We start from the raw sequence: 20,655 nt of genomic DNA, 5'->3' as shown, positions 1-20,655 counted from the left end.
GTTAAATCTTATACTAAAGATAGTGTATGTATCTATTAGAATAGATTCTTCAAATTAAGTTTAAATCATAATTAATTACGCTTGAAGAACTTACAAATTTATGCTATTATCATGTTGAAAATAATTATCTCATTCTGTTATAAATTATGAAAGAAATAGTTGTATATACACAAATAATTATATTTTAAAGTAAAAAATAAGTCAGGAAATGTATTATGAAGATGTTTATACTTTCTATATTGGTTGCGTTTTTATATCATCTGATTAAAGCTCAATTTAAGAGTATTTTTTTAGATATTCTAATATTTTCATTTGTAATAACTTCTCATTTGATTTTTTCTTATTACTTCTTACCAATAGAATTATTAATCGGACTTAGTGGAGCAAACATCTTATATACAATTTTTAAGAAGCTTAAAGATAAAAAAACTATGAAAGACTTCATGAAATATTTTATTATTGGAATTGGTGAAGTTAATTTCCTTACTTATCTAATTTACATGTGCATGAGCCTCGCTCCTCTCTTTCATATATTTATTATCGGAGCAGAAGTAAGTTCTGGAAAAATGATTATAATCATCTTAAGTTTACTATGGGGAAGCATATTAACATTTGCACGGATTTATAGCAAACTTTTGAAATGAATAGATCAATTATTTCCTATAAGATACATGTTTTATAAATACTATTCAAATAAAAATCTCTATATGTATTTTCATCATTTTTGACTATAGTAGTAAATCAAAAAATCACTTGAAAAATCAAGTGATTTTTTGTATTTAAATAAATTTTTATGTATCTATCTAGAGATTAACTCTGACATCAAAAGGGCACTTGTCATATTATTTTGCGTTTCTAGTAATTTATTATTTTGCTCTAATAGAGTATTTTGTTTAGAATTTGATTGTTTCAGTTCAGAGTAATGAGAGTGTTGTTGCTGAATAGAGAATTCTAGACTTTCACGCAATTTCTTACCATCATTAGCCAGTTGAAATGAAAGGTTATCAACTGATTGATAAAGATTATTAATGGTGTAGAGCATCTGATCTTGGAATTGATCTGTTTTCATAAGATTGACACTTTCTTTCCATGTATCTGCCCGTCCCTCGTTTAATAACTGCCAAATAACTGATAAACTTTTAGAATCATGATACGATTTTGGTAGTAATGCAATCATACTAGTACCGTTTTCAATTCTATTATTATAGTCTTGTAAAGCCGTAGACAATTTTTCATTTAACTTGAAAACCTTTTTAATTGATGCTTTAGGGTATCTATTTTTCCAAGCATCAGTTGTTTTTAGCAATTCTATATTCTTATTATAGTCATTAATTAATTTATTTAAATAATCAGTAGGGATTGCGTCAGTAATTAATTGGTTATAAACATTCTTTTCAATAAATTCTGATAGAGGCTTATTTGTATACTCTTTTAAGACTGTTTGTGAGTGAATATAACGATCGTTAGCAATCTTTTTAGATTTTGATTCTGCTGAAGGATCTCTTACAAATTTTTCCCAGAGAGAAATAGTTAGTGGACTTGTGATAGTTAATAAAACTGCAAATGCAATTACAAATCCTACAAAGAATGAGAAGGATAAAAATGGATATTCCAAAAATTCCAACGTGACTAGACTAATCAAAGGTTCTAATACCCAATGAAAAAAATGCTCACTACCCATACTGTATACATTCATATAAAAAATATACAACAAAACTAAACCAGATAGCATTGCCGATAGACTTAATGTAAAGAAGCCTGGAGATTTTGTTTTACTAATCTGTTCTTTTGACCAGTCTAAAAAGTACTCAGGATTTTCTGCTTTTAGATTTTCTAAGAATATTTTACTATCATTCTTCCAAGATTTATCAAGTTTGGCTAAGCGATTTTCAGCCATACTAATATTTTCGTTAATTTTATTATGTATAGCCTCCTCAACATCTTTTTGAGAAAAAGGTAATTTTTGTCCAATCATTGAGTTTGTTATTTGATATTGAGTTAGCCCGAGATCAAACAGATAGTCATTATATTGTTCTCTTTCTGATGCAGAATAATAGTTGTTCCAAGCTAATTCTACAGGTTTTTTCTCAGCAACAGCCATAGAAATAACATCTTGTAAATGATGATTAGACAAATTATTTAATTGGTGACCTTTTAGGATTAACTGATTGTTTTCTTCCATAATTTCCTCGTAAAATTAGTAGATTAATTATTATACTTAACAGAAATTTCTTAATTAACATTAAGTATTTATAACATAATAACTATAATAAAAATTACATTCTTTGTCAATATCATTAAAAACAACACAACAAAATCCTATCTTTTTATATCTCAAAAATATAAGGGTTCTGTTTGGATTTTTAACTAAAATATAAGAAGAATTAGTATCTAAGGTGTTATATTTAATAATAAAATATAGAGCAGTATATAAAATTAAGAAAACCATCAAAATAGGTTCTGATGGTTTCCGATCTTTATTCGTAATTATAATGCTGTTTCAGTAATTAAATCACATAAAATTAGTACTATATACTATTCCCACTCAACAGTTGCAGGTGGTTTACTTGTGATATCATAGACGATACGGTTAACGTGATCAACTTCGTTTACGATACGTACAGAGATTTTTTGGAGTACTTCCCAAGGGATTTTGGCAAAGTCAGCTGTCATTCCATCAATAGAAGTGATAGCACGGATGGCAATGGTATAGTCGTAAGTACGACCATCACCCATAACACCTACAGAACGAACGCCAGTGTTAACAGTGAAGTATTGCCAAATATCGCGGTCAAGACCTGCTTTGGCAATTTCTTCACGAAGGATAGCATCTGACTCACGAACAGTTTCAAGTTTCTCTTCCGTGATTTCACCCATGACACGGATCGCAAGACCTGGTCCTGGGAATGGTTGGCGCCATACGATGTGGTCTGGCATGCCAAGCTCTGTACCGAGAGCACGAACTTCATCCTTGTAAAGTGTGTTGAGTGGCTCAATCAGTTCAAACTGCATGTCTTCTGGAAGTCCACCCACATTGTGGTGAGACTTGATGGTTTGAGCAGTATCTGTACCTGACTCGATGACGTCTGTATAAAGTGTACCTTGAGCAAGGAATTTCACATCTTTTAGCTTGCTTGCTTCGTCATCAAAGACATAGACAAACTCGTTACCGATAATCTTCCGTTTTTGTTCAGGGTCAGATACACCAGCCAATTTATCAAGGAAACGTTTAGCAGCGTCTGCTTTGACGATATTCAAACCAAACTTACCACCAAGCATATCCATCACTTGGTCAGCTTCCCCTTTACGAAGAAGTCCGTGGTCTACAAAGATACAGATCAATTGATCACCGATGGCTTTTTGGAGAAGAACCCCAACTACAGAAGAGTCAACACCACCAGAAAGTCCAAGGAGAACACGTTTGTCTCCAACTTTTTCACGGATTTGTTTGATTTGCATCTCGATGAAATTATCCATGGTCCAATCGCCTTTGGCACCACAGATATTCAAGGCAAAGTTACGAAGGATATCATAGCCATGTACTGAGTGACGAACCTCTGGGTGGAATTGGATACCATAGATTTTCTTATCTGGGTTTTCAATCGATGCATACGGACAGTCAGCAGAAGTACCTGTACGAACAAAGTCAGCAGGAATTTCTGTAACAGCATCCCCGTGGCTCATCAAGACCAATTGTTTATCCGGTGTGCCTGCAAAGAGAGCAGAAGACTCCGTCAAGCTAAGCTCAGATTGACCGTATTCACGGTTACCAGCATCACCTGCAGGAACAACCTTTCCTCCAAGTTTGTGTGTCAATAACTGCATCCCGTAGCAGATTCCCAAAATTGGAATTCCAAGTTCAAAAATTTCAGGATCAATGTCAAAAGATCCTTCTTCATACACTGAGTTTGGTCCGCCTGAAAGAACGATCCCAACTGGATTGATTTCACGCACTTCAGCTGCAGTAATCTTGTGACTCTTCAATTCTGAAAAGACACCGATCTCACGAATACGACGAGAGATGAGCTGATTGTACTGGCTACCGTAGTCAAGCACGATGATTTTTTCAACATCATGCAAATCAGTTGATAGGTTTGTCATCTTTTCCCCTTCTTCTAGAAAATTCTTTTCCTCTATTCTAACACAAAAGCCCCTTCATTACCAATCAAGACTGACTAGGATTGAAGATTTAACAAAATTGCGCTACAATAGGTTATAACACACAGAAAGAGTAGCAAGATGATTCCAGCTTACATACAAATTCACGATCAAATTAAAGCCGAAATTGACCAGAAAATCTGGAAAATTGGACAACGCCTCCCTAGTGAGCGGGACTTGGCTGAGAAGTTCCAAGTGAGTCGCATGACCCTCCGTCAAGCTATTACACTCTTGGTAGAAGAAGGAGTACTGGAGCGCCGTGTTGGTAGTGGTACCTTTGTCGCTAGCACGCGCGTCCAGGAAAAGATGCGGGGGACGACTAGTTTTACTGAAATCATGAAGGCACAGGGGAAGATCCCTTCGACACAGGTTATTTCCTACAAACGTACCATTCCTAGCCTTCAAGAAGTAGATAAGCTTGGTATCGACAAGACCGAAACAATTGTTCGAATGGAACGGGTTCGTTATGCGGATGGTGTACCAGTCGTTTATGAAGTTACATCCATCCCAGAGAAATTTATCAAGAACTTCAAAAAAGAAGAAGTGACCAGTCATTTCTTCCAAACCTTGGAAAAGCACGGCTTTCGAATTGGCAAATCTCAACAAACCATCTACGCACGCTTGGCCAAAGAAAAGATCGCCCACTACTTAGAAATCCCCAAAGGACAGGCCATCCTTGGTTTGACCCAGGTTTCTTATTTTGATAATGGTGTCGCTTTTGAGTATGTAAAGAGCCAATATGTTGGAGAACGCTTTGAGTTTTACTTAGAAAATAATTAGATTTACATAATTTATATTACGTAATTCACAGAAGTCTTTCGCTAGGAAACATCAATCTAGTTTTAGACCATTTAGAATCTGACTTTCTTGTTTCTCGTGAGTCAAAATAGGTAAGTCCCGCTAGTCTTTGGCGGGCTTTTTTGATATAATGAAAGGTATGGAAATTGAGAAAACCAACCGAATGAATGCGCTCTTTGAGTTTTATGCAGCGCTCTTGACAGACAAGCAAATGAATTATATCGAGCTCTATTACGCAGATGACTACAGCTTGGCTGAGATTGCAGAAGAGTTTGGGGTCAGTCGTCAGGCGGTTTATGACAATATCAAGCGGACAGAGAAGATTCTAGAGGATTATGAGATGAAGTTGCATATGTACTCTGACTACATTGTACGCAGCCAGATTTTTGATCAGATTTTAGAACGCTATCCGGAAGATACTTTTCTACAAGAGCAGGTTGAAATTTTATCAAGCATTGACAATCGGGAGTGATTATGAGCAGTCTCGTCATTTATCAAGGAATACCTTGCAAACTATTAGTAGCAGAGGAAGTATTTCCTACTCGACTACAGATTATCTCGCCCAATGATATCTCCAAAGCTATGCAAATAGGTTTTAGCTGTTGGGGATATCCAAATGAAATCATGAAAGAAGTCACACCCGAAGAACTAGAATGTTTGCAACATTTCGGACGATATCCACTGAATTGAAAAAATAGGAGAAAATAATGGCATTTGAAAGTTTAACCGAACGTTTACAGAACGTCTTTAAAAATCTTCGTAAGAAAGGGAAAATCTCTGAAGCGGATGTCCAAGAGGCGACCAAAGAGATTCGTCTAGCCCTCTTAGAGGCCGACGTTGCCCTTCCAGTTGTAAAAGACTTTATCAAACGCGTCCGCGAGCGGGCCGTAGGTCATGAGGTCATCGAAACCCTCAACCCTGCCCAACAAATCGTCAAGATTGTCGATGAAGAATTGACAGCGATTTTGGGTTCTGAGACAGCAGACATTATCAAATCTCCAAAGATTCCAACCATTATCATGATGGTCGGTCTTCAAGGGGCTGGTAAAACAACCTTTGCTGGTAAATTGGCTAACAAATTGGTCAAGGAAGAAAATGCACGTCCTTTGATGATTGCAGCCGATATCTATCGTCCAGCTGCCATTGATCAGTTAAAGACTCTTGGTCAACAAATCAATGTCCCTGTCTTTTCACTTGGTACAGAAGTCCCTGCAGTGGAGATCGTTCGTCAAGGTTTGGAGCAAGCGAGAGCCAACCACAATGACTATGTCTTGATCGATACGGCGGGTCGTCTGCAAATCGATGAAAAACTCATGGGCGAGTTGCGTGATGTCAAAGCCCTTGCTGAGCCAAATGAAATCCTCTTGGTTGTCGATGCCATGATCGGTCAAGAAGCGGCCAATGTGGCGCGTGAGTTCAACGAACAACTCGAAGTGACCGGGGTGATCTTGACCAAGATTGATGGGGATACCCGTGGTGGTGCGGCCCTTTCTGTCCGTCAGATTACTGGGAAGCCAATCAAGTTCACTGGTACTGGTGAAAAAATCACTGATATCGAAACCTTCCACCCAGACCGCATGTCTGGTCGGATCCTCGGTATGGGGGATATGCTGACGCTGATCGAGAAGGCTTCTCAAGAATACGATGAGAAACGTTCCCTTGAACTCGCTGAGAAGATGCGGGAAAATACCTTCGATTTTAATGACTTCATCGATCAATTAGATCAAGTTCAAAACATGGGACCAATGGAAGACCTGCTCAAGATGCTTCCAGGGATGGCCAACAATCCAGCCATGAAGAACCTCAAGGTCGATGAACGAGAAATTGCTCGGAAACGCGCCATTGTATCTTCTATGACCCCAGCTGAACGGGAGAATCCAGATTTGTTGAACCCTAGTCGTCGCCGTCGGATTGCTGCTGGATCAGGAAATAGCTTTGTCGAAGTCAATAAATTCATCAAGGACTTTAACCAAGCCAAACAGATGATGCAAGGCGTCCTCTCTGGCGATATGAACAAGATGATGAAACAAATGGGGCTCAATCCAAATAATATGCCGAAGAATATGCCTGGTGGAATGCCTGATATGTCTGCTCTTGAAGGGATGATGGGACAAGGAGGGATGCCTGACTTGTCAGCTCTTGGTGGAGGCGCTGGAATGCCTGATATGAGCCAAATGTTTGGTGGTGGTCTCAAAGGAAAAGCCGGTGAATTCATGATGAAACGGGCGATGAACAAGATGGCCAAACAAATGCGCAAAAATAAGAAAAAACGGAAATAATCGTTTATAAGAGGGCCTGGAACACACTGTTCTGGGTTCTTTTAGAAACTACTACTAGAGGAAAGATGTTAAAAAAACTAATTCAACAAGTCATTCGTTTCTTTACAAGATTGTTTTCTTCGCACAGAAAGCCCTTTGAATTTCCTAAAGGGTCAAAGAAACCACCCATCAGACCGATTATCTTTGTACCTGGGAGTTCAGCCGGTATCCAGCGATTCAACGGAACCATCCGCATGCTCCATCGCTTTTCTAGAAAAAAGCAAAGTCTTTTAAAAATAAAAGTCAACAAAGATGATTCTATAGAGATGGAAGGAAGACTGAATACGAAAGAGCCGAATCCGATGATTGTGATTGGCTTCGAGAACAATCGAGACGGCTACAGCAATATCAAGCAGCAAATCGAATCCCTTAAGATTGCTTTAACCTATCTTCTTGATCACTATTATTTTACAGAGTTCAAGGCAGTTGGGCACTCCAATGGTGGACTAGTTTTGACTGGTTTATTGGAAAGTGGCTTTTTAGAAAAGAAAAAACTGACCGTAAGGAAGCTCGCTATTATTGGTAGTCCTTACCAATTCAACCAAGAGATGTATGATGATTTTCAAAAATGGAAGCATCGATTAGATAAAGAAGTAGAGGTCCTTAACTTTGTGGGTAGCTTTGCTGGGAAATCAGATGGCATCGTCCCTCTCTCTAGTGCCCAAGCAGCACAATCTATTTTTGACAATCAAACCTATACAGAAGTGAATTTAAACGGTCGTAAGGCTCATCATTCAGCTTTACCCACTAATCCAGATCTAGTGAAACAATTAAGTCTATTTTTGAATCTATAGTGAAATTACATAATTTCGGTTATGTAATTTTTGTTTGTCTCTTGCAATCCTTAAGTAAATATGATACATTTTTGGTAGCGATTACACATACTTAAGGAGGATTTTATGAAAGATCCCAAATTATTAGAAACAATGAAAGATTACAAGGGACGGGATGAGGTTCCCGCAGATTTTGATGCTTTTTGGGATCAAGCCCTAGCAAAGATGACTGAACTGCCTGAATACAAGCTCGAAGAACGAGATTTCAGCATTCCAAATGTGATTTGTTATGAATTAACCTTTAAAGGAACACGAGATGGACTAGTTTATGCGCGGGTTGTTTTTCCAAAAACGGATAAAAAGGTTCCCGTCATTTTCCATTTTCATGGCTATATGGGTCGTTGTTGGGATTGGGCTGATATGCTGGCTTATACAGTAGCCGGCCATGGTGTTGTGTCTATGGACGTAAGAGGGCAGTCAGGCTATTCAACAGACGGTGACCGTTCACCACTTGGTAATACGGTAAAAGGACAGATTATCCGCGGAGCCGTGGATGGTCCTGAGGAGCTCTTTTATAAGGATGTCTACTTGGATCTTTACCAGTTAATTGAAATTGTAGCCAGCCTTCCTCAAGTAGACGACAGCAAACTCGCCAGCTATGGAGCCTCTCAAGGTGGTGCCCTAGCTCTGGTTGCTGCCGGATTGAATCCACGAATTTGCCGAACAGTAGCCATTTATCCATTCTTATCAGACTTCAGACGAGTATTAGAGATCGGGAACACCAGTGAGGCCTATGACGAGCTTTTCCGTTATTTCAAGTTCCATGATCCATTCCACGAAACCGAAGATCGTTTGATGCAGACATTGGCCTATATTGATGTAAAAAACTTTGCCCATCGCATCAAAGGACAGGTTCACATGATTACCGGTCTAGATGATGATGTCTGTTATCCTGTGACACAGTTTGCCATTTATAATCGATTAGAATGTCCAAAAGAGCATTTAATCATGCCAGAATATGCCCACGAAGCTATGAACGTTCAAGTCAATGATCGAGTCTATAATTGGCTCTGTGGTAGCAAGATTCCATTTCAATATGTAGAAAAATAAGTTAGAGAAGAAAATAATCAGTAGATCCATGTGATTTGCTGATTTTATTGTGTTTAAAAGTGATCTAGTATAGAAAGAGATACAAAACAGTCCTATATAAACCCTACAACATCTTTCCGAAAAACTATAATTTTCTTGAAAAATATATCTGGCTATGCTATACTACTAGTATAGAAAGATTTGGAGAAAAACATGAAACGCGAGATCTTATTAGAACGTATCGATAAACTCAAACAAGTCATGCCTTGGTACGTCTTAGAATATTACCAATCAAAACTGGCTGTTCCGTACAGTTTTACGACCTTATACGAATACTTAAAGGAATACGATCGATTTTTCACCTGGGTTTTAGAATCTGGCATATCAGATGCTGACACCATGGTCAATATTCCCTTAGACGTTCTGGAGCACATGACCAAGAAAGACATGGAATCTTTTATTCTTTACTTGCGTGAACGTCCACTGCTCAATGCCAATACGACGAAAAACGGGGTTTCTCAAACAACCATTAACCGTACCCTTTCGGCACTTTCTAGTCTTTATAAGTACTTGACTGAGGAGGTTGAAAATGAACAAGGTGAACCTTATTTCTATCGCAATGTCATGAAGAAGGTTGCTACCAAGAAAAAGAAAGAAACCTTGGCTGCGCGAGCTGAAAATATCAAGCAAAAGCTCTTTTTAGGTGATGAAACAGAGGGATTTTTGAATTATATAGATGAGGAATACCCTAAAACTCTCTCAAATCGAGCCTTATCGTCCTTTAACAAGAATAAGGAGCGAGATTTAGCCATTATCGCACTTCTTCTTGCCTCTGGTGTCCGTCTTTCTGAGGCAGTTAACCTAGATCTTCGAGATCTCAACCTTAAAATGATGGTGATTGACGTCACTCGAAAAGGTGGAAAACGAGACTCAGTCAATGTGGCTGCCTTTGCTAAGCCTTATTTAGAGCAATATCTCGCTATTCGAGACAAACGTTACAAGACAGAAAAGACTGATACAGCCCTCTTTCTGACCTTGTATCGAGGTGTTCCAAACCGGATCGATGCTTCTAGCGTGGAAAAGATGGTCGCCAAGTATTCAGAAGACTTCAAAGTCCGCGTGACACCCCACAAGCTTCGCCATACATTAGCAACGCGTCTCTATGATGCAACCAAATCACAGGTTTTGGTCAGCCACCAGCTGGGACATGCTAGCACCCAAGTTACCGACTTGTATACGCATATCGTTAATGATGAACAGAAAAATGCCTTGGATAGTTTATAAAATTACATAACGTAAATTATGTAATATATTAGTTTTAAAAAGAGCGATAGATTTTTTGAATGTCTACCGCTCTTTTATACTTTCTATAAAAATTCAATCCAATAATTACGGTGTGGCTCAATAATGACTGGTTTTCCCCAGAATGATTTTAGATAGGCCAAGTTTGCAGGGGTGACAGGTCTTTTTTCACCATTGAACTTCTCTGCACTCTCTTCCGTTAGAAAGCATTTAACTGCTTCATATGGTGTACCATCAGTCGCTATTCGATCAATTCCTAAATAAGCAATTTCATCACCGGCTTTTGGAAAATCTGTAAATAGTTTACCAATAAAATAAACCGTCTTATCTTTCATTAATTCATAAGCCTTACTATTTTCCAGTCTGTTATTCGCTGCAGCGTACATAATACAAAAACTATCCACAATATCTTTCAAAGGCAATAATTCTTCTTTGCTGACTATAATTTCGTCGGGAGCAAGTCCGCCAAGGATTAAATTTTTATAATGAGGTTGCTGAATGATATTATCTAAAGCCATTCCTAATGGTAGTTGGACAGCTTGATAGCCTAATGGTTCGAGCTCTTGCTTTTTCTGGTCAAGGTGTTCTTGTGTAATACTGACATTCAAATCATAAGGACTTGAAGATTGTTTCTTTCTAAAAAAAGCCACTACTATACGATCTAACTGTTCAAATAGACCAAGATTTTCAACTGGAATTTTCATCATTGAATATGATCCCCTTTTGTGTTCAGATTTCTTCTATATTCTACTCTCATTATTTTTGAATATCAAGAAAAGAGGCCGTGTCATGAACTAACTTTTGATGATAAAACTTAAAAATTTTTGTTTGACATAATCTTTTTTCATCAGCTTTTCCTCTGAATAGCTATAAAAGATAAACTAGAAGATCCTACCATTTTTCAACCATGAACTAGTTAAGCCTTATCACTTCGTCAGCTTGTTCCCAAATCACTGGATTATGGGTTGCAATAATGATTATACGCTCTTGATTCTTTAACATTAAGAGCAAGTCCATCACCTCTTGTGAGGTTTCTGGATCCAGTGCTGCAGTTAGTTCATCCGCTAAAATCAAAGGTGGATCTTTTAAAATAACTTTAGCTAATGCGACACGTTGCGCCTCTCCCCCCGATAATTCATAAATCTTTTGATCCAGAGCTAGGTAAGCCAATCCTACTTTTTTGAGCACTTCTTCTTCTTGCTGCTTCTTCTCTTTTTTCGTTAATTTTTGCCCAATCAATCCCAAGTCTAAATTTTTAGCGATAGTCTCGTTTTCAAGTAGGCCAAAGTTTTGAAAGAGATAGCCTAATTCATGCTTAAAAAAGTGATGCTGTTTGATTTGTTTCAGTTCTTGCCCTTGATAGCTTATACTCCCTTCTTCATAAGGCTCTAACTTCGCCAAGATATTAAGCAAGGTTGTTTTACCACACCCACTATTTCCGATCAGAGCATAAACTTTTCCAGCTGTAAACTGCAAACTCAAATCTTGAAAGACTGTTCGTTGGCCAAATGATTTGGTTAAATGTTCTATGCTAATCATATTAGGCTCCTTTCAATACAGTGGCTAGCAAGTGGTCTTCTTTATGAGACCGGTATAGGAGAATGAACCAAGCATTAGTAATAAATAGCAAGAGAGTGGCAAGAGCAATCCACCATTCTTGAGTGAGAAGGAATGTCAGGAGGCTTCCTAATAGTAAGAGGATACTTTCTGAAAGCAAAATCATTTGGTGAATGTTTACAAATCCTAGACCTGCAATCTTCTTCAAGAAGATTGGTCTTCTAAACTCTTCAAAATAGAGGAAATTCATGGTGTTAAAGAGTAGTATGGAAGTAGCTATTGCAAAGATTCCTCCTGCAATGATAATGAGATTCTCTAATTGAATGGATTGGATCATCTGCTGGTATACAGACGCCGCATAGTCATATTGACTAACATTTTTTTCAAGATCATACTCAGCAACGAGCTTCTTACTATTCTCAAGTCCATTAAAATAAAGGTAGGAATTTAGTTGGGTGAAATAAGGATTCTCGTAGCCTCCAAAACTTTCAGGTTGAACAATCACTAAAACCGGATCGGTAAAGAATTGCTTATAGCTGATTGGTGTATTGTTGTAGATAAATCGTTTTTGGTTGTTAGGAAGATAGGTTACCCGTGCTTTCATCGATAAAGCGATGTTCCCTTGATCATCTCGAGGAGATAGATAATCTTCATATCGTTTGATCATCTCCTCTTCACGACTTTTTAGTTTTTCCGGAAGTAAGAGACCAAATTTTCCTGCTTGTAAATGATTTAAGTGATCTTTTCCTTCAGGAGAAACTGGAACATTCTGAATATCAAGATAATTTGGAGTTACATAGAGAGTTCGTGCAAGAGGATCATAATCTGTAATTGAAAACTCTTTACCTGTACTAGGATCCGTCATAACTCCTTTTGAGCTAAAAGATACGAGATTATGATAAGCTAAAAGACCACCATTTTCAATACCAGACTCGATGAGCTTAGACCATTTCTTACCATTTTCCTTCATAGTCTCTTTGCTGGTAATCTGATAGAAATATTCTCGATTTGTACTAATTTGAACCCAATTTGATTGTTTAGACCAAGCCTCACTTCCCTCTTGGTAAGTTTGCCAGACGGATCCATAAATACTGATTCGATGAACTGCAAGACCAATTAGTGTGACAGCAAGAAATTGACAAATAAAGAGGAAGAGCAAAATGCGCTTTAATGGAACTTTCCCTTTTAGAAGGGTGACTAAATGCATTGTTTGAATACTATATGCAAAGAGGAAGGATAAGATAGCAGATAAAATAAGTAACATCCCATTGTAAATAATACTACTCGAAATGATGACGGAATAGGTAAAAGGTGTTAATTGAAAGGAATAAATCAGAACCGCACCCATTATACTTGCGCCAATACATCCCAAAAGCAACTCTATACTATCATCTTTTAAAGAATGTCCGAAAAGCTGCAAGCGTCTCATTCCTGAGATATATCGAATCCCAGCGCTTCTCATTTCAAGTGTTTTCTGGATAATCGTCAAAGCGCTAAAACTAATGATAAAAATAACCAAGGCAAGTGATTGTGAACCTGAGCCAAAAAAGGCAATAAAGGTCTGCAGAGGATTTGGTTTCTCTATAAAAGTTTGTGAGAAACCAAGAGTATGAAGCGTTTGATCCAGCTTTTCAGTTTCTAAATCACCTGTTAATACATAATAATTCACTACCAGGCTTTCATTGGCAGCCAGTTCTTTCTTCTCTCTTTTAATTCCAGAAGGAAGTTTTCCCTCTCCGTAGATATCATAGGTGAAAACAACCTGCCCTTTAGAATCTGTTCTTTGTATCTGACGAGCAATTATACTATGATTTTCCCTTGCCAAGAGATCTAAAGAGGTAGATAAGTCTTCATATTTGATGCTCTTTTCTTGTCTTACCACACCTACTACCGGAAGACTGCGGTGGATAACCGTATTTGGAGAAATAAAGGCAATCCAAATCAAAAAGCTAGAGATGAAAAGGTTTGATAAAATAATAAAGACACGTTTCATATCATCACACTTTCTAAAGCAGAAAAGGAAAGTAATACCTAGCTAGTCAATTAATTTCGTTGTTTAGTGGTTACTGAGTATTAAAAAATCATATTTATATTTTTGTAATCGAATACATTTTTCCACCTTTACTATACTACAAAATCCTTAGTAAAACAATAATTTCTATGTGAAACTAGTTTCAAAAAAGAGACCCGCTTCTGCGAATCTCTTACGACTTTATTCAACCACTGCTTCAGCAATTTCCTCTGCAGTGATACCTGCGAAGTAACGACCTAGGTTAATGGTTTGAAGGGCTTTGAGGACGTCTTCGCGTTCGTATTTGACACCACGAAGGATATCTTCTACTGCTGCTACGTCTTCGATACCAAAGAAGTCACCGTAAATCTTGATATCTTGAATTTTGGATTCAATGACGTTTGCGAAGATTTCAACCTTACCGCTAGGGAATTTAGTGCCACGACGGACATTGTATTCAGGAGACTTTCCATAGTTCCAATCCCAGGTACCAAACTTGGTTTCCTTGATACGATTGATTTCAGCCAATTCTTCATCCGAGAAGACATATTCTGTCATCTCAGGGTATTCTTTCTTCATGTAGTCCAAAAGCAAGTCACGGAACTCTTCAACCGTGATTTTTTCTGGCAACTCATCGATGATATTGGTCACACGAGCACGGACTGATTTAACCCCTTTGGACTCAAACTTGTCTTTAGACACCTTAAGCGCATTAGCAAGGACTGACAAATCAACGTCAAAAAGAAGGCAACCATGGTGCATGATCCGACCATTGATGTAAGCTTGGGCATTTCCACAGAATTTCTTGCCATCAATCTCTAAGTCGTTACGACCCGTGAATTCAGCCTTAACCCCAAGTTGAGCCAAGGTGTTGATCACAGGAGTTGAGAAGCTCTTGAAATCAAAGGCCTTGTTTTCATCTTCTTTTGAAATGATGGTGTAGTTGAGATTGTTCAAATCGTGATAAACAGCCCCACCACCACTGATTCGGCGAACCACTTCAATCCCATGCTCCCGAACATAGTCACGGTTGATTTCTTCGATGGTATTTTGGTGACGACCAACGATAATCGAAGGTTTGTTAATCCAAAGAAGGAAGATTTGATCCTCATCCAAGAGGTGCTTAAAAGCATACTCTTCTAAAGCAATATTAAAAGCAGTATCATTTGAATAATTAATAATGTATTTCATAGTAATTCCAAAAATTCGTTTTATAAATCCTACTCATAGTAAGATAAGCATTAGACAGAAATAGTTGAATTTCACTTGAATTTCTGAAGTAGTAAAAAGAAATGTAACGATAACTCGTTACATTTCTCGGAAAAATTGAGACAAGTGGCTCAATTTTTAGGCATGGAACTCTAAGAGAGGTCGCTGCCGTCCGTACTACTTTAAGAAAATTTAGTTGAAAGAATAGTATTATTTCTTCTTAGGTGAGTGAACTGCCAAGCCAAGTACATCCGCAAAGGCTTCGTACATCACTTCTGAGAAGGTTGGGTGACCATGAATGGTCTTGAGCATTTCTTCCACAGTGATTTCCATCTCAATGATGGTTGAAGCTTCGTTGATCAATTCAGCTGCTGCAGGACCAATGATATGAACCCCAAGAACTTCACCGTATTTCTTGTCTGCAATGACTTTAACAAAGCCTTGAGCCGCATCTGATGCAATGGCACGACCGTTCGCCGCAAAGTTAAATTTACCGATTTGAACGTCGTATTTCTCACGAGCTTGTTCTTCTGTCAAACCAACAGCCGCCACTTCTGGAAGTGTGTAGATGGCTGCAGGAGTCAAGTTCAATTTTGCAACAGCATGATTTCCCTTAAGAGCATTTTCAGCTGCCACTTCACCCATACGGAAGGCAGCATGGGCCAACATCTTAGTACCGTTGATATCACCTGGTGCATAGATACCTGGAACAGAAGTTTCCATGTATTCGTTAACCTTGATACGACCACGGTCTAATTCAAACTCGACTTCACCGATTCCTTCAAGATCTGGAACACGACCGATTGAAAGAAGAGCTTTGTTTGCGATGATATCATCTTTTCCTTCAACCTTGATACGGAGTTTGCCATCTTCTTCAATGATTTCTTGCAATTTCGTATCCGTCAAGATGGTCATACCCTTGCGTTCAAGGATCAAGCGAAGGTTCTTAGATACTTCTGCATCCATAGCTGGAACAATACGGTCCATCATTTCGATAACAGTAACTTTTGAACCAAAGGTCATGAAGGCTTGACCAAGTTCGATACCAACAACCCCACCACCGATGATGACAAGGCTTTCTGGAACTTCATTCATTTCAAGGATGTCGTCACTGGTCATGACAAGGGATGATTCCATACCTGGAACGTTAATCTTGCTAACTTTTGAACCACCAGCAAGGATGATTTTCTTGGTTTCAAGCAATTCTGAGCCATTGACCAAGACATTCTTATCTTTCGTAATGGTACCGATACCCTTATGAACATCCACTCCGTAGCTACGAAGAAGTCCAGCAACACCACCAACCAAGGTATTTACGACCTTGTTCTTGGTTTCAAGAACCTTATCCATATCCACTGAGAAACTTGGATTTTCAATGATAATACCACGGTTTGCCGCATGACCAATATTTTCAATGATTTCAGCGTTGTGGAGGTAAGTCTTAGTTGGGATACATCCGCGGTTCAAGCACGTTCCACCAAGTTCAGATTTCTCAACGAGTGCAACCTTACCACCTAATTGAGCTGCCTTAATAGCAGATACGTAACCAGCAGGACCCCCACCGATTACTACGATATCATAAGCATCATCGCTCTTATTGTCATCGTTTGAAGCACTTACTGTGGCTGGTGCTGGACTCGCTTCTGGTGCTACTGCTCCAGCTGTAGGGATGTTTTCCCCTTCTTCACCAAGGTAACCGATCACTTCTGTTACAGGAACAGTTTCGCCGTCCCCTTTCAAGATAGCAATCAAGTAACCGTCTTCTTCCGCTTCCAACTCCATGCTGACTTTGTCTGTCATGATTTCAAGGAGAACTTCTCCTTCTTTTACAAATTCGCCAACTTTTTTATTCCACTGAACGATTTGTCCTTCGGTCATATCTACGCCGGCTTTCGGCATAATTACTTCTAAGGCCATTTTATTTCCCTCTTTTTCTTGTTTCTATTCTCTCTCGTTGATTAGACCAACATTGAAATCGGGTCTTCAATCAAGGCTTTCAAGTCTTTCATGAATTTGGCACCAGCCATCCCATCGACTACTCGGTGGTCAATGGTCAAGCCCAAGCTCATGATTGGACGAATAACAATTTCACCATTCACAACCACTGGTTTTTCAACCGTTGCACTAACGCCAAGGATGGCAGAATTTGGTTGGTTGATAATTGGTCCAAATGATTGAACGCCAAACATTCCCAAGTTACTGATGGTAAAGGTTGAGTTTTGCAATTCACTTGGAGCAAGCTTACCATCCAAGGTACGTCCGATAACATCCTTGAAGGCTACGACCAACTCTGACAAGGTCATCTTTTCAGCATTGTAGACAACTGGAGTCATCAATCCATTGTCCATCCCAACTGCCATCGCTAAGTTGACATAATTGTGAGTGATGATGGTTTTGCCATCTTCTGTTAATGACGCATTGATGTATGGATGTTTCATCAAGGTCTTAACCACTGCTAGAGAAAGCAAATCTGTTACAGTGACTTTCTTGCCAGTGGCCTCCATGATTGGATCCAATACCTTCTTACGAAGGGCCAACATTTGAGACATATCAATGTCATAGTTCAAAGTAAAGGTTGGTGCTGTCAAGTAAGATTCCACCATCCGTTGAGCGATTACCTTACGCATTGGTGTCATCGGAATCCGCTCGATCTCACCATAAGGTGTCACATTATCAGGAACTTCTTCGACTTTCTCAATTTGAGCAGGTGACTTAATGGTCTCATTCTCAATATTTTCAGGAAGGAAAGCAAGGACGTCCTTCTTCATAATTTTACCACGATGACCAGTTCCTTGGATTTCTTGCCAAGCAATATTGTGTTCTAAAGCAATTCGTTTTGCAAGTGGTGAAATGCGAACCACATTTGTGTCTTTATATGTTTCCACGTCTTCTTTGTGGACACGACCGTTTGCGCCTGAACCAGAAACATCATAGAGGTTGATCCCAAGATCATCCGCTAATTTTCTAGCCGCAGGAGTCGCTCTTAGCTTATCATCAGCCATGACCTCTCCTATTCTATTTATGATGCAAAGGGCGTTTAAAAGCGACTGAAAAATAGGAAATCAACGCAGACTTCGATGAAGTCAAGGAGATTTATCTTTTTTCCGAGCTTTTAGCCCATGCTCTAATCTAAGATATCAAGGACGTAGAGAACTTTGCATCACTAGATACAAAGTTTCCTAGTCTAATTTAATTAACATTACATAATTTATGTTATGTATTATTCTTTGTTGTATGTTTTACGAATGGCATCTTTGATGCTTTCAACTGTTGGGATCATTGCATTCTCAAGATTTTGTGCGTAAGGCATTGGCACATCTTCCCCCGCACAACGGCGGATCGGTGCATCCAAGTAATCAAATGCTTCTGATTCAGAAATGATAGCTGAAATCTCACCGATATAGCCACTCGTTTTATGGGCATCATTAACAAGCACTACTTTTCCTGTCTTCTTGACAGAATTAATGATGATCTCTTTATCAAGTGGGACCAAGGTCCGTGGGTCTACTACTTCTACTGAGATGCCTTCTTCTGCCAATTCTTCAGCAGCTTGCATCACGCGACGAAGCATTTTCCCATAGGTTACGACAGTGACATCTGTACCTTCGCGTTTGATTTCTCCGACACCAAGTGGAATCGTGTAGTCCGGATCAACAGGCACTTCCCCTTTTTGGTTGAATTCTGATTTGTATTCAAGAATGATAACGGGGTTATTATCGCGGATAGATGACTTGAGAAGCCCCTTCATATCCGCTGGCGTACCAGGAGCAACAACTTTCAAACCAGGAATATGAGTAAACCATGATTCCAAGGATTGGGAGTGTTGGGCTGCAGAACCAACTCCGTTACCAGCAGCACAGCGAACGGTCATCGGCACTTGCCCTTTTCCACCAAACATGTAGCGAGTTTTAGCAGCTTGGTTGACAATAGCATCCATGGCAATTACTGAGAAATCCATGAAGGTCATATCAACGATTGGGCGAAGTCCGGTCATGGCTGCCCCTGCTGCCGCACCTGAAATCGCAGCCTCAGAAATCGGACAGTCACGAACACGTTCTGGACCGAATTCCTCAAGCATTCCTACTGAAGTTCCGAAGTCTCCACCGAAAACTCCGACATCTTCCCCCATCAACAATACGTTTTCGTCGCGACGCATTTCCTCAGACATAGCAAGGATAATGGTATCGCGGAAAGACATTAATTTAGTTTCCATAATTCTTTACTCCCCCTTAGTCTGCGTAAATATCTTCGAAAGCTGATTCGAGTGGAGGGAATGGGCTTTCTTCCGCAAATTTAACTGAAGCTTCCACTGCTTCTTTTACTTCTTCTTGGATCTGATCCAATTCTTCTGTGCTCGCAATCTCATTCTCAAGGAGATACTTGCGAAGGTTTTCGATTGGATCTTTCTTCTTCCACTCTTCAACTTCTTCACGGGTCCGGTATTTACCAGGGTCTGAAGATGAGTGACCGAGCCAACGATAAGTGACACTTTCAATCAAGACAGGGCCTTTACCAGAGCGGACATGTTCAACAGCTTTTTGGAATCCTTCATAGACATCGATAACATTGTTTCCATCAGGAATAAACATTCCAGGAATACCGTAAGCAGCACTACGCTCGTGGATATGCTTGACATTGGTCATTTTTTTGATGTCAGCAGAGATTCCATAACCGTTATTGATACAGTAGAAAATTACCGGAAGATTCCAAATAGAAGCCATATTCACTGCTTCGTGGAAGACACCTTCGTTGGTTGCGCCGTCCCCAAAGAAGCAGACAACAATCTTGCCAGTCTTATGCATTTGTTGAGTAAGAGCAGCTCCTACTGCAATCCCCATACCACCACCAACAATACCGTTGGCACCAAGGTTACCTGCATCCAGGTCGGCGATGTGCATTGATCCACCCTTCCCTTTACAAGTACCGGTATACTTACCAAGGATTTCTGCCATCATACCATTCAAATCGATTCCTTTAGCGATGGCTTGTCCATGACCACGGTGGTTTGAAGTTAGCAGATCATCCTCGTTCAAAGCCAACATCGCTCCAACGTTAGCCGCTTCTTCCCCAACAGAAAAGTGCGTCATTCCTGGCACTTTTCCTTTTTTTACTAACTGTGCAATTTTTAAGTCCATGCGACGGATTTCTTCCATTTTACGGAACATTTCCAATAAGAGACTTTTATCTAATGTTGCCATTATTTCGCCTTTCTAAGCAATTATTCATTCTCTTTTATTCTAGCCAAAAATGTAAGCACTGTCAAAGAATTTGCTCAAATAAATCACAATCCAAACACCCTCTAATAGTACTAAAGGCAGGCTTTCAAGTGGATTAATTTGATATTTCACAAACTTTCACATACTAATTTAGTCACATCAAAAAGAGGCTGGGACAAAAGTCCTAGCCTCTCAATTGTCTTTGGATTGTCGAGCAAGACGCA

At 39.1% G+C, this 20,655-nt stretch carries 17 protein-coding genes; 7 read left to right on the top strand and 10 right to left on the bottom strand.

The window, feature by feature from the left end; genetic code table 11:
- Positions 1 to 799: 799 nt before the first annotated feature.
- Together ADH49_RS07300 and guaA are read right to left on the bottom strand one after the other, a co-directional pair.
- Positions 800 to 2,182 carry a hypothetical protein gene (locus ADH49_RS07300; RefSeq protein ID WP_048691206.1) on the bottom strand — a complete coding sequence of 461 codons (1,383 nt, stop codon included), beginning with the start codon at positions 2,180 to 2,182 and terminating at the stop codon, positions 800 to 802.
- A gap of 353 nt (positions 2,183 to 2,535) precedes the next feature.
- Positions 2,536 to 4,101: a glutamine-hydrolyzing GMP synthase gene (guaA, locus tag ADH49_RS07295; RefSeq protein WP_048691204.1), complete on the bottom strand. Its 1,566-nt coding sequence runs from the start codon at positions 4,099 to 4,101 to the stop codon at positions 2,536 to 2,538.
- 138 nt (positions 4,102 to 4,239) lie between these two features.
- Here guaA and ADH49_RS07290 point away from each other — a divergent pair, with 138 nt between their 5' ends.
- The 7 genes from ADH49_RS07290 (at position 4,240) to xerS (ending at position 10,420) form a co-directional block, all read left to right on the top strand.
- Entirely contained in the window at positions 4,240 to 4,938 is a 699-nt protein-coding gene (locus tag ADH49_RS07290; protein WP_048691202.1) for a GntR family transcriptional regulator, read from the top strand.
- Positions 4,939 to 5,095: 157 nt separating this feature from the next.
- A complete protein-coding gene (locus ADH49_RS07285) occupies positions 5,096 to 5,428 on the top strand; it encodes a putative DNA-binding protein (protein ID WP_003001435.1) in 333 nt (110 codons plus the stop codon).
- A 2-nt stretch (positions 5,429 to 5,430) separates the two neighbouring features.
- Complete coding sequence (locus ADH49_RS10390; protein ID WP_048691199.1) at positions 5,431 to 5,646, top strand: hypothetical protein; 216 nt, start codon at positions 5,431 to 5,433, stop codon at positions 5,644 to 5,646.
- A 17-nt stretch (positions 5,647 to 5,663) separates the two neighbouring features.
- Positions 5,664 to 7,235, top strand: a complete 1,572-nt coding sequence (gene ffh, locus ADH49_RS07275; RefSeq protein ID WP_009731038.1) for a signal recognition particle protein — start codon at positions 5,664 to 5,666, stop codon at positions 7,233 to 7,235.
- A 65-nt stretch (positions 7,236 to 7,300) separates the two neighbouring features.
- Positions 7,301 to 8,068 carry an alpha/beta hydrolase gene (locus ADH49_RS07270; protein WP_048691197.1) on the top strand — a complete coding sequence of 256 codons (768 nt, stop codon included), beginning with the start codon at positions 7,301 to 7,303 and terminating at the stop codon, positions 8,066 to 8,068.
- Positions 8,069 to 8,173: 105 nt separating this feature from the next.
- Positions 8,174 to 9,157 (top strand): acetylxylan esterase, encoded by a 984-nt coding sequence (locus ADH49_RS07265; RefSeq protein ID WP_048691195.1) that lies wholly within the window; start codon positions 8,174 to 8,176, stop codon positions 9,155 to 9,157.
- A gap of 192 nt (positions 9,158 to 9,349) precedes the next feature.
- Complete coding sequence (gene xerS / locus ADH49_RS07260) at positions 9,350 to 10,420, top strand: tyrosine recombinase XerS (protein WP_048691193.1); 1,071 nt, start codon at positions 9,350 to 9,352, stop codon at positions 10,418 to 10,420.
- A gap of 83 nt (positions 10,421 to 10,503) precedes the next feature.
- Here the strand turns inward: xerS and ADH49_RS07255 are convergent, their stop codons facing one another.
- From ADH49_RS07255 to ADH49_RS07220, 8 genes are all read right to left on the bottom strand, one after another.
- Positions 10,504 to 11,145, bottom strand: a complete 642-nt coding sequence (locus tag ADH49_RS07255; RefSeq protein ID WP_048691191.1) for a hypothetical protein — start codon at positions 11,143 to 11,145, stop codon at positions 10,504 to 10,506.
- A gap of 205 nt (positions 11,146 to 11,350) precedes the next feature.
- Entirely contained in the window at positions 11,351 to 11,977 is a 627-nt protein-coding gene (locus ADH49_RS07250; RefSeq protein ID WP_048691188.1) for an ABC transporter ATP-binding protein, read from the bottom strand.
- 1 nt (position 11,978) lies between these two features.
- Positions 11,979 to 13,988 (bottom strand): DUF1430 domain-containing protein, encoded by a 2,010-nt coding sequence (locus tag ADH49_RS07245; protein ID WP_048691185.1) that lies wholly within the window; start codon positions 13,986 to 13,988, stop codon positions 11,979 to 11,981.
- 219 nt (positions 13,989 to 14,207) lie between these two features.
- Positions 14,208 to 15,197, bottom strand: coding sequence for a lipoate--protein ligase (locus tag ADH49_RS07240; protein ID WP_048691183.1), 990 nt, complete (start codon positions 15,195 to 15,197; stop codon positions 14,208 to 14,210).
- A gap of 228 nt (positions 15,198 to 15,425) precedes the next feature.
- Positions 15,426 to 17,132, bottom strand: coding sequence for a dihydrolipoyl dehydrogenase (gene lpdA, locus ADH49_RS07235; RefSeq protein WP_048691180.1), 1,707 nt, complete (start codon positions 17,130 to 17,132; stop codon positions 15,426 to 15,428).
- Between the two features lie 41 nt (positions 17,133 to 17,173).
- Positions 17,174 to 18,217: a dihydrolipoamide acetyltransferase gene (locus ADH49_RS07230; protein ID WP_048691178.1), complete on the bottom strand. Its 1,044-nt coding sequence runs from the start codon at positions 18,215 to 18,217 to the stop codon at positions 17,174 to 17,176.
- A gap of 218 nt (positions 18,218 to 18,435) precedes the next feature.
- Entirely contained in the window at positions 18,436 to 19,428 is a 993-nt protein-coding gene (locus ADH49_RS07225) for an alpha-ketoacid dehydrogenase subunit beta (RefSeq protein WP_023026810.1), read from the bottom strand.
- 16 nt (positions 19,429 to 19,444) lie between these two features.
- Entirely contained in the window at positions 19,445 to 20,413 is a 969-nt protein-coding gene (locus ADH49_RS07220; RefSeq protein ID WP_048691175.1) for a thiamine pyrophosphate-dependent dehydrogenase E1 component subunit alpha, read from the bottom strand.
- Positions 20,414 to 20,655 lie beyond the last annotated feature (242 nt).

It is taken from the genome of Streptococcus sp. 400_SSPC (assembly GCF_001072745.1).
GTDB classification, from domain to species: domain Bacteria; phylum Bacillota; class Bacilli; order Lactobacillales; family Streptococcaceae; genus Streptococcus; species Streptococcus xiaochunlingii.
This window is presented reverse-complemented; position numbering and strand designations above follow the sequence as displayed.

Excerpts from the sequence above, each read along its gene's own strand:
- ADH49_RS07300 (WP_048691206.1), bottom strand. The coding sequence starts at position 2,182 with ATGGAAGAAAACAATCAGTTAATCCTAAAAGGTCACCAATTAAATAAT.
- guaA (WP_048691204.1), bottom strand. The coding sequence starts at position 4,101 with ATGACAAACCTATCAACTGATTTGCATGATGTTGAAAAAATCATCGTG.
- ADH49_RS07290 (WP_048691202.1), top strand. The coding sequence starts at position 4,240 with ATGATTCCAGCTTACATACAAATTCACGATCAAATTAAAGCCGAAATT.
- ADH49_RS07285 (WP_003001435.1), top strand. The coding sequence starts at position 5,096 with ATGGAAATTGAGAAAACCAACCGAATGAATGCGCTCTTTGAGTTTTAT.
- ADH49_RS10390 (WP_048691199.1), top strand. The coding sequence starts at position 5,431 with ATGAGCAGTCTCGTCATTTATCAAGGAATACCTTGCAAACTATTAGTA.
- ffh (WP_009731038.1), top strand. The coding sequence starts at position 5,664 with ATGGCATTTGAAAGTTTAACCGAACGTTTACAGAACGTCTTTAAAAAT.
- ADH49_RS07270 (WP_048691197.1), top strand. The coding sequence starts at position 7,301 with ATGTTAAAAAAACTAATTCAACAAGTCATTCGTTTCTTTACAAGATTG.
- ADH49_RS07265 (WP_048691195.1), top strand. The coding sequence starts at position 8,174 with ATGAAAGATCCCAAATTATTAGAAACAATGAAAGATTACAAGGGACGG.
- xerS (WP_048691193.1), top strand. The coding sequence starts at position 9,350 with ATGAAACGCGAGATCTTATTAGAACGTATCGATAAACTCAAACAAGTC.
- ADH49_RS07255 (WP_048691191.1), bottom strand. The coding sequence starts at position 11,145 with ATGATGAAAATTCCAGTTGAAAATCTTGGTCTATTTGAACAGTTAGAT.
- ADH49_RS07250 (WP_048691188.1), bottom strand. The coding sequence starts at position 11,977 with ATGATTAGCATAGAACATTTAACCAAATCATTTGGCCAACGAACAGTC.
- ADH49_RS07245 (WP_048691185.1), bottom strand. The coding sequence starts at position 13,988 with ATGAAACGTGTCTTTATTATTTTATCAAACCTTTTCATCTCTAGCTTT.
- ADH49_RS07240 (WP_048691183.1), bottom strand. The coding sequence starts at position 15,197 with ATGAAATACATTATTAATTATTCAAATGATACTGCTTTTAATATTGCT.
- lpdA (WP_048691180.1), bottom strand. The coding sequence starts at position 17,132 with ATGGCCTTAGAAGTAATTATGCCGAAAGCCGGCGTAGATATGACCGAA.
- ADH49_RS07230 (WP_048691178.1), bottom strand. The coding sequence starts at position 18,217 with ATGGCTGATGATAAGCTAAGAGCGACTCCTGCGGCTAGAAAATTAGCG.
- ADH49_RS07225 (WP_023026810.1), bottom strand. The coding sequence starts at position 19,428 with ATGGAAACTAAATTAATGTCTTTCCGCGATACCATTATCCTTGCTATG.
- ADH49_RS07220 (WP_048691175.1), bottom strand. The coding sequence starts at position 20,413 with ATGGCAACATTAGATAAAAGTCTCTTATTGGAAATGTTCCGTAAAATG.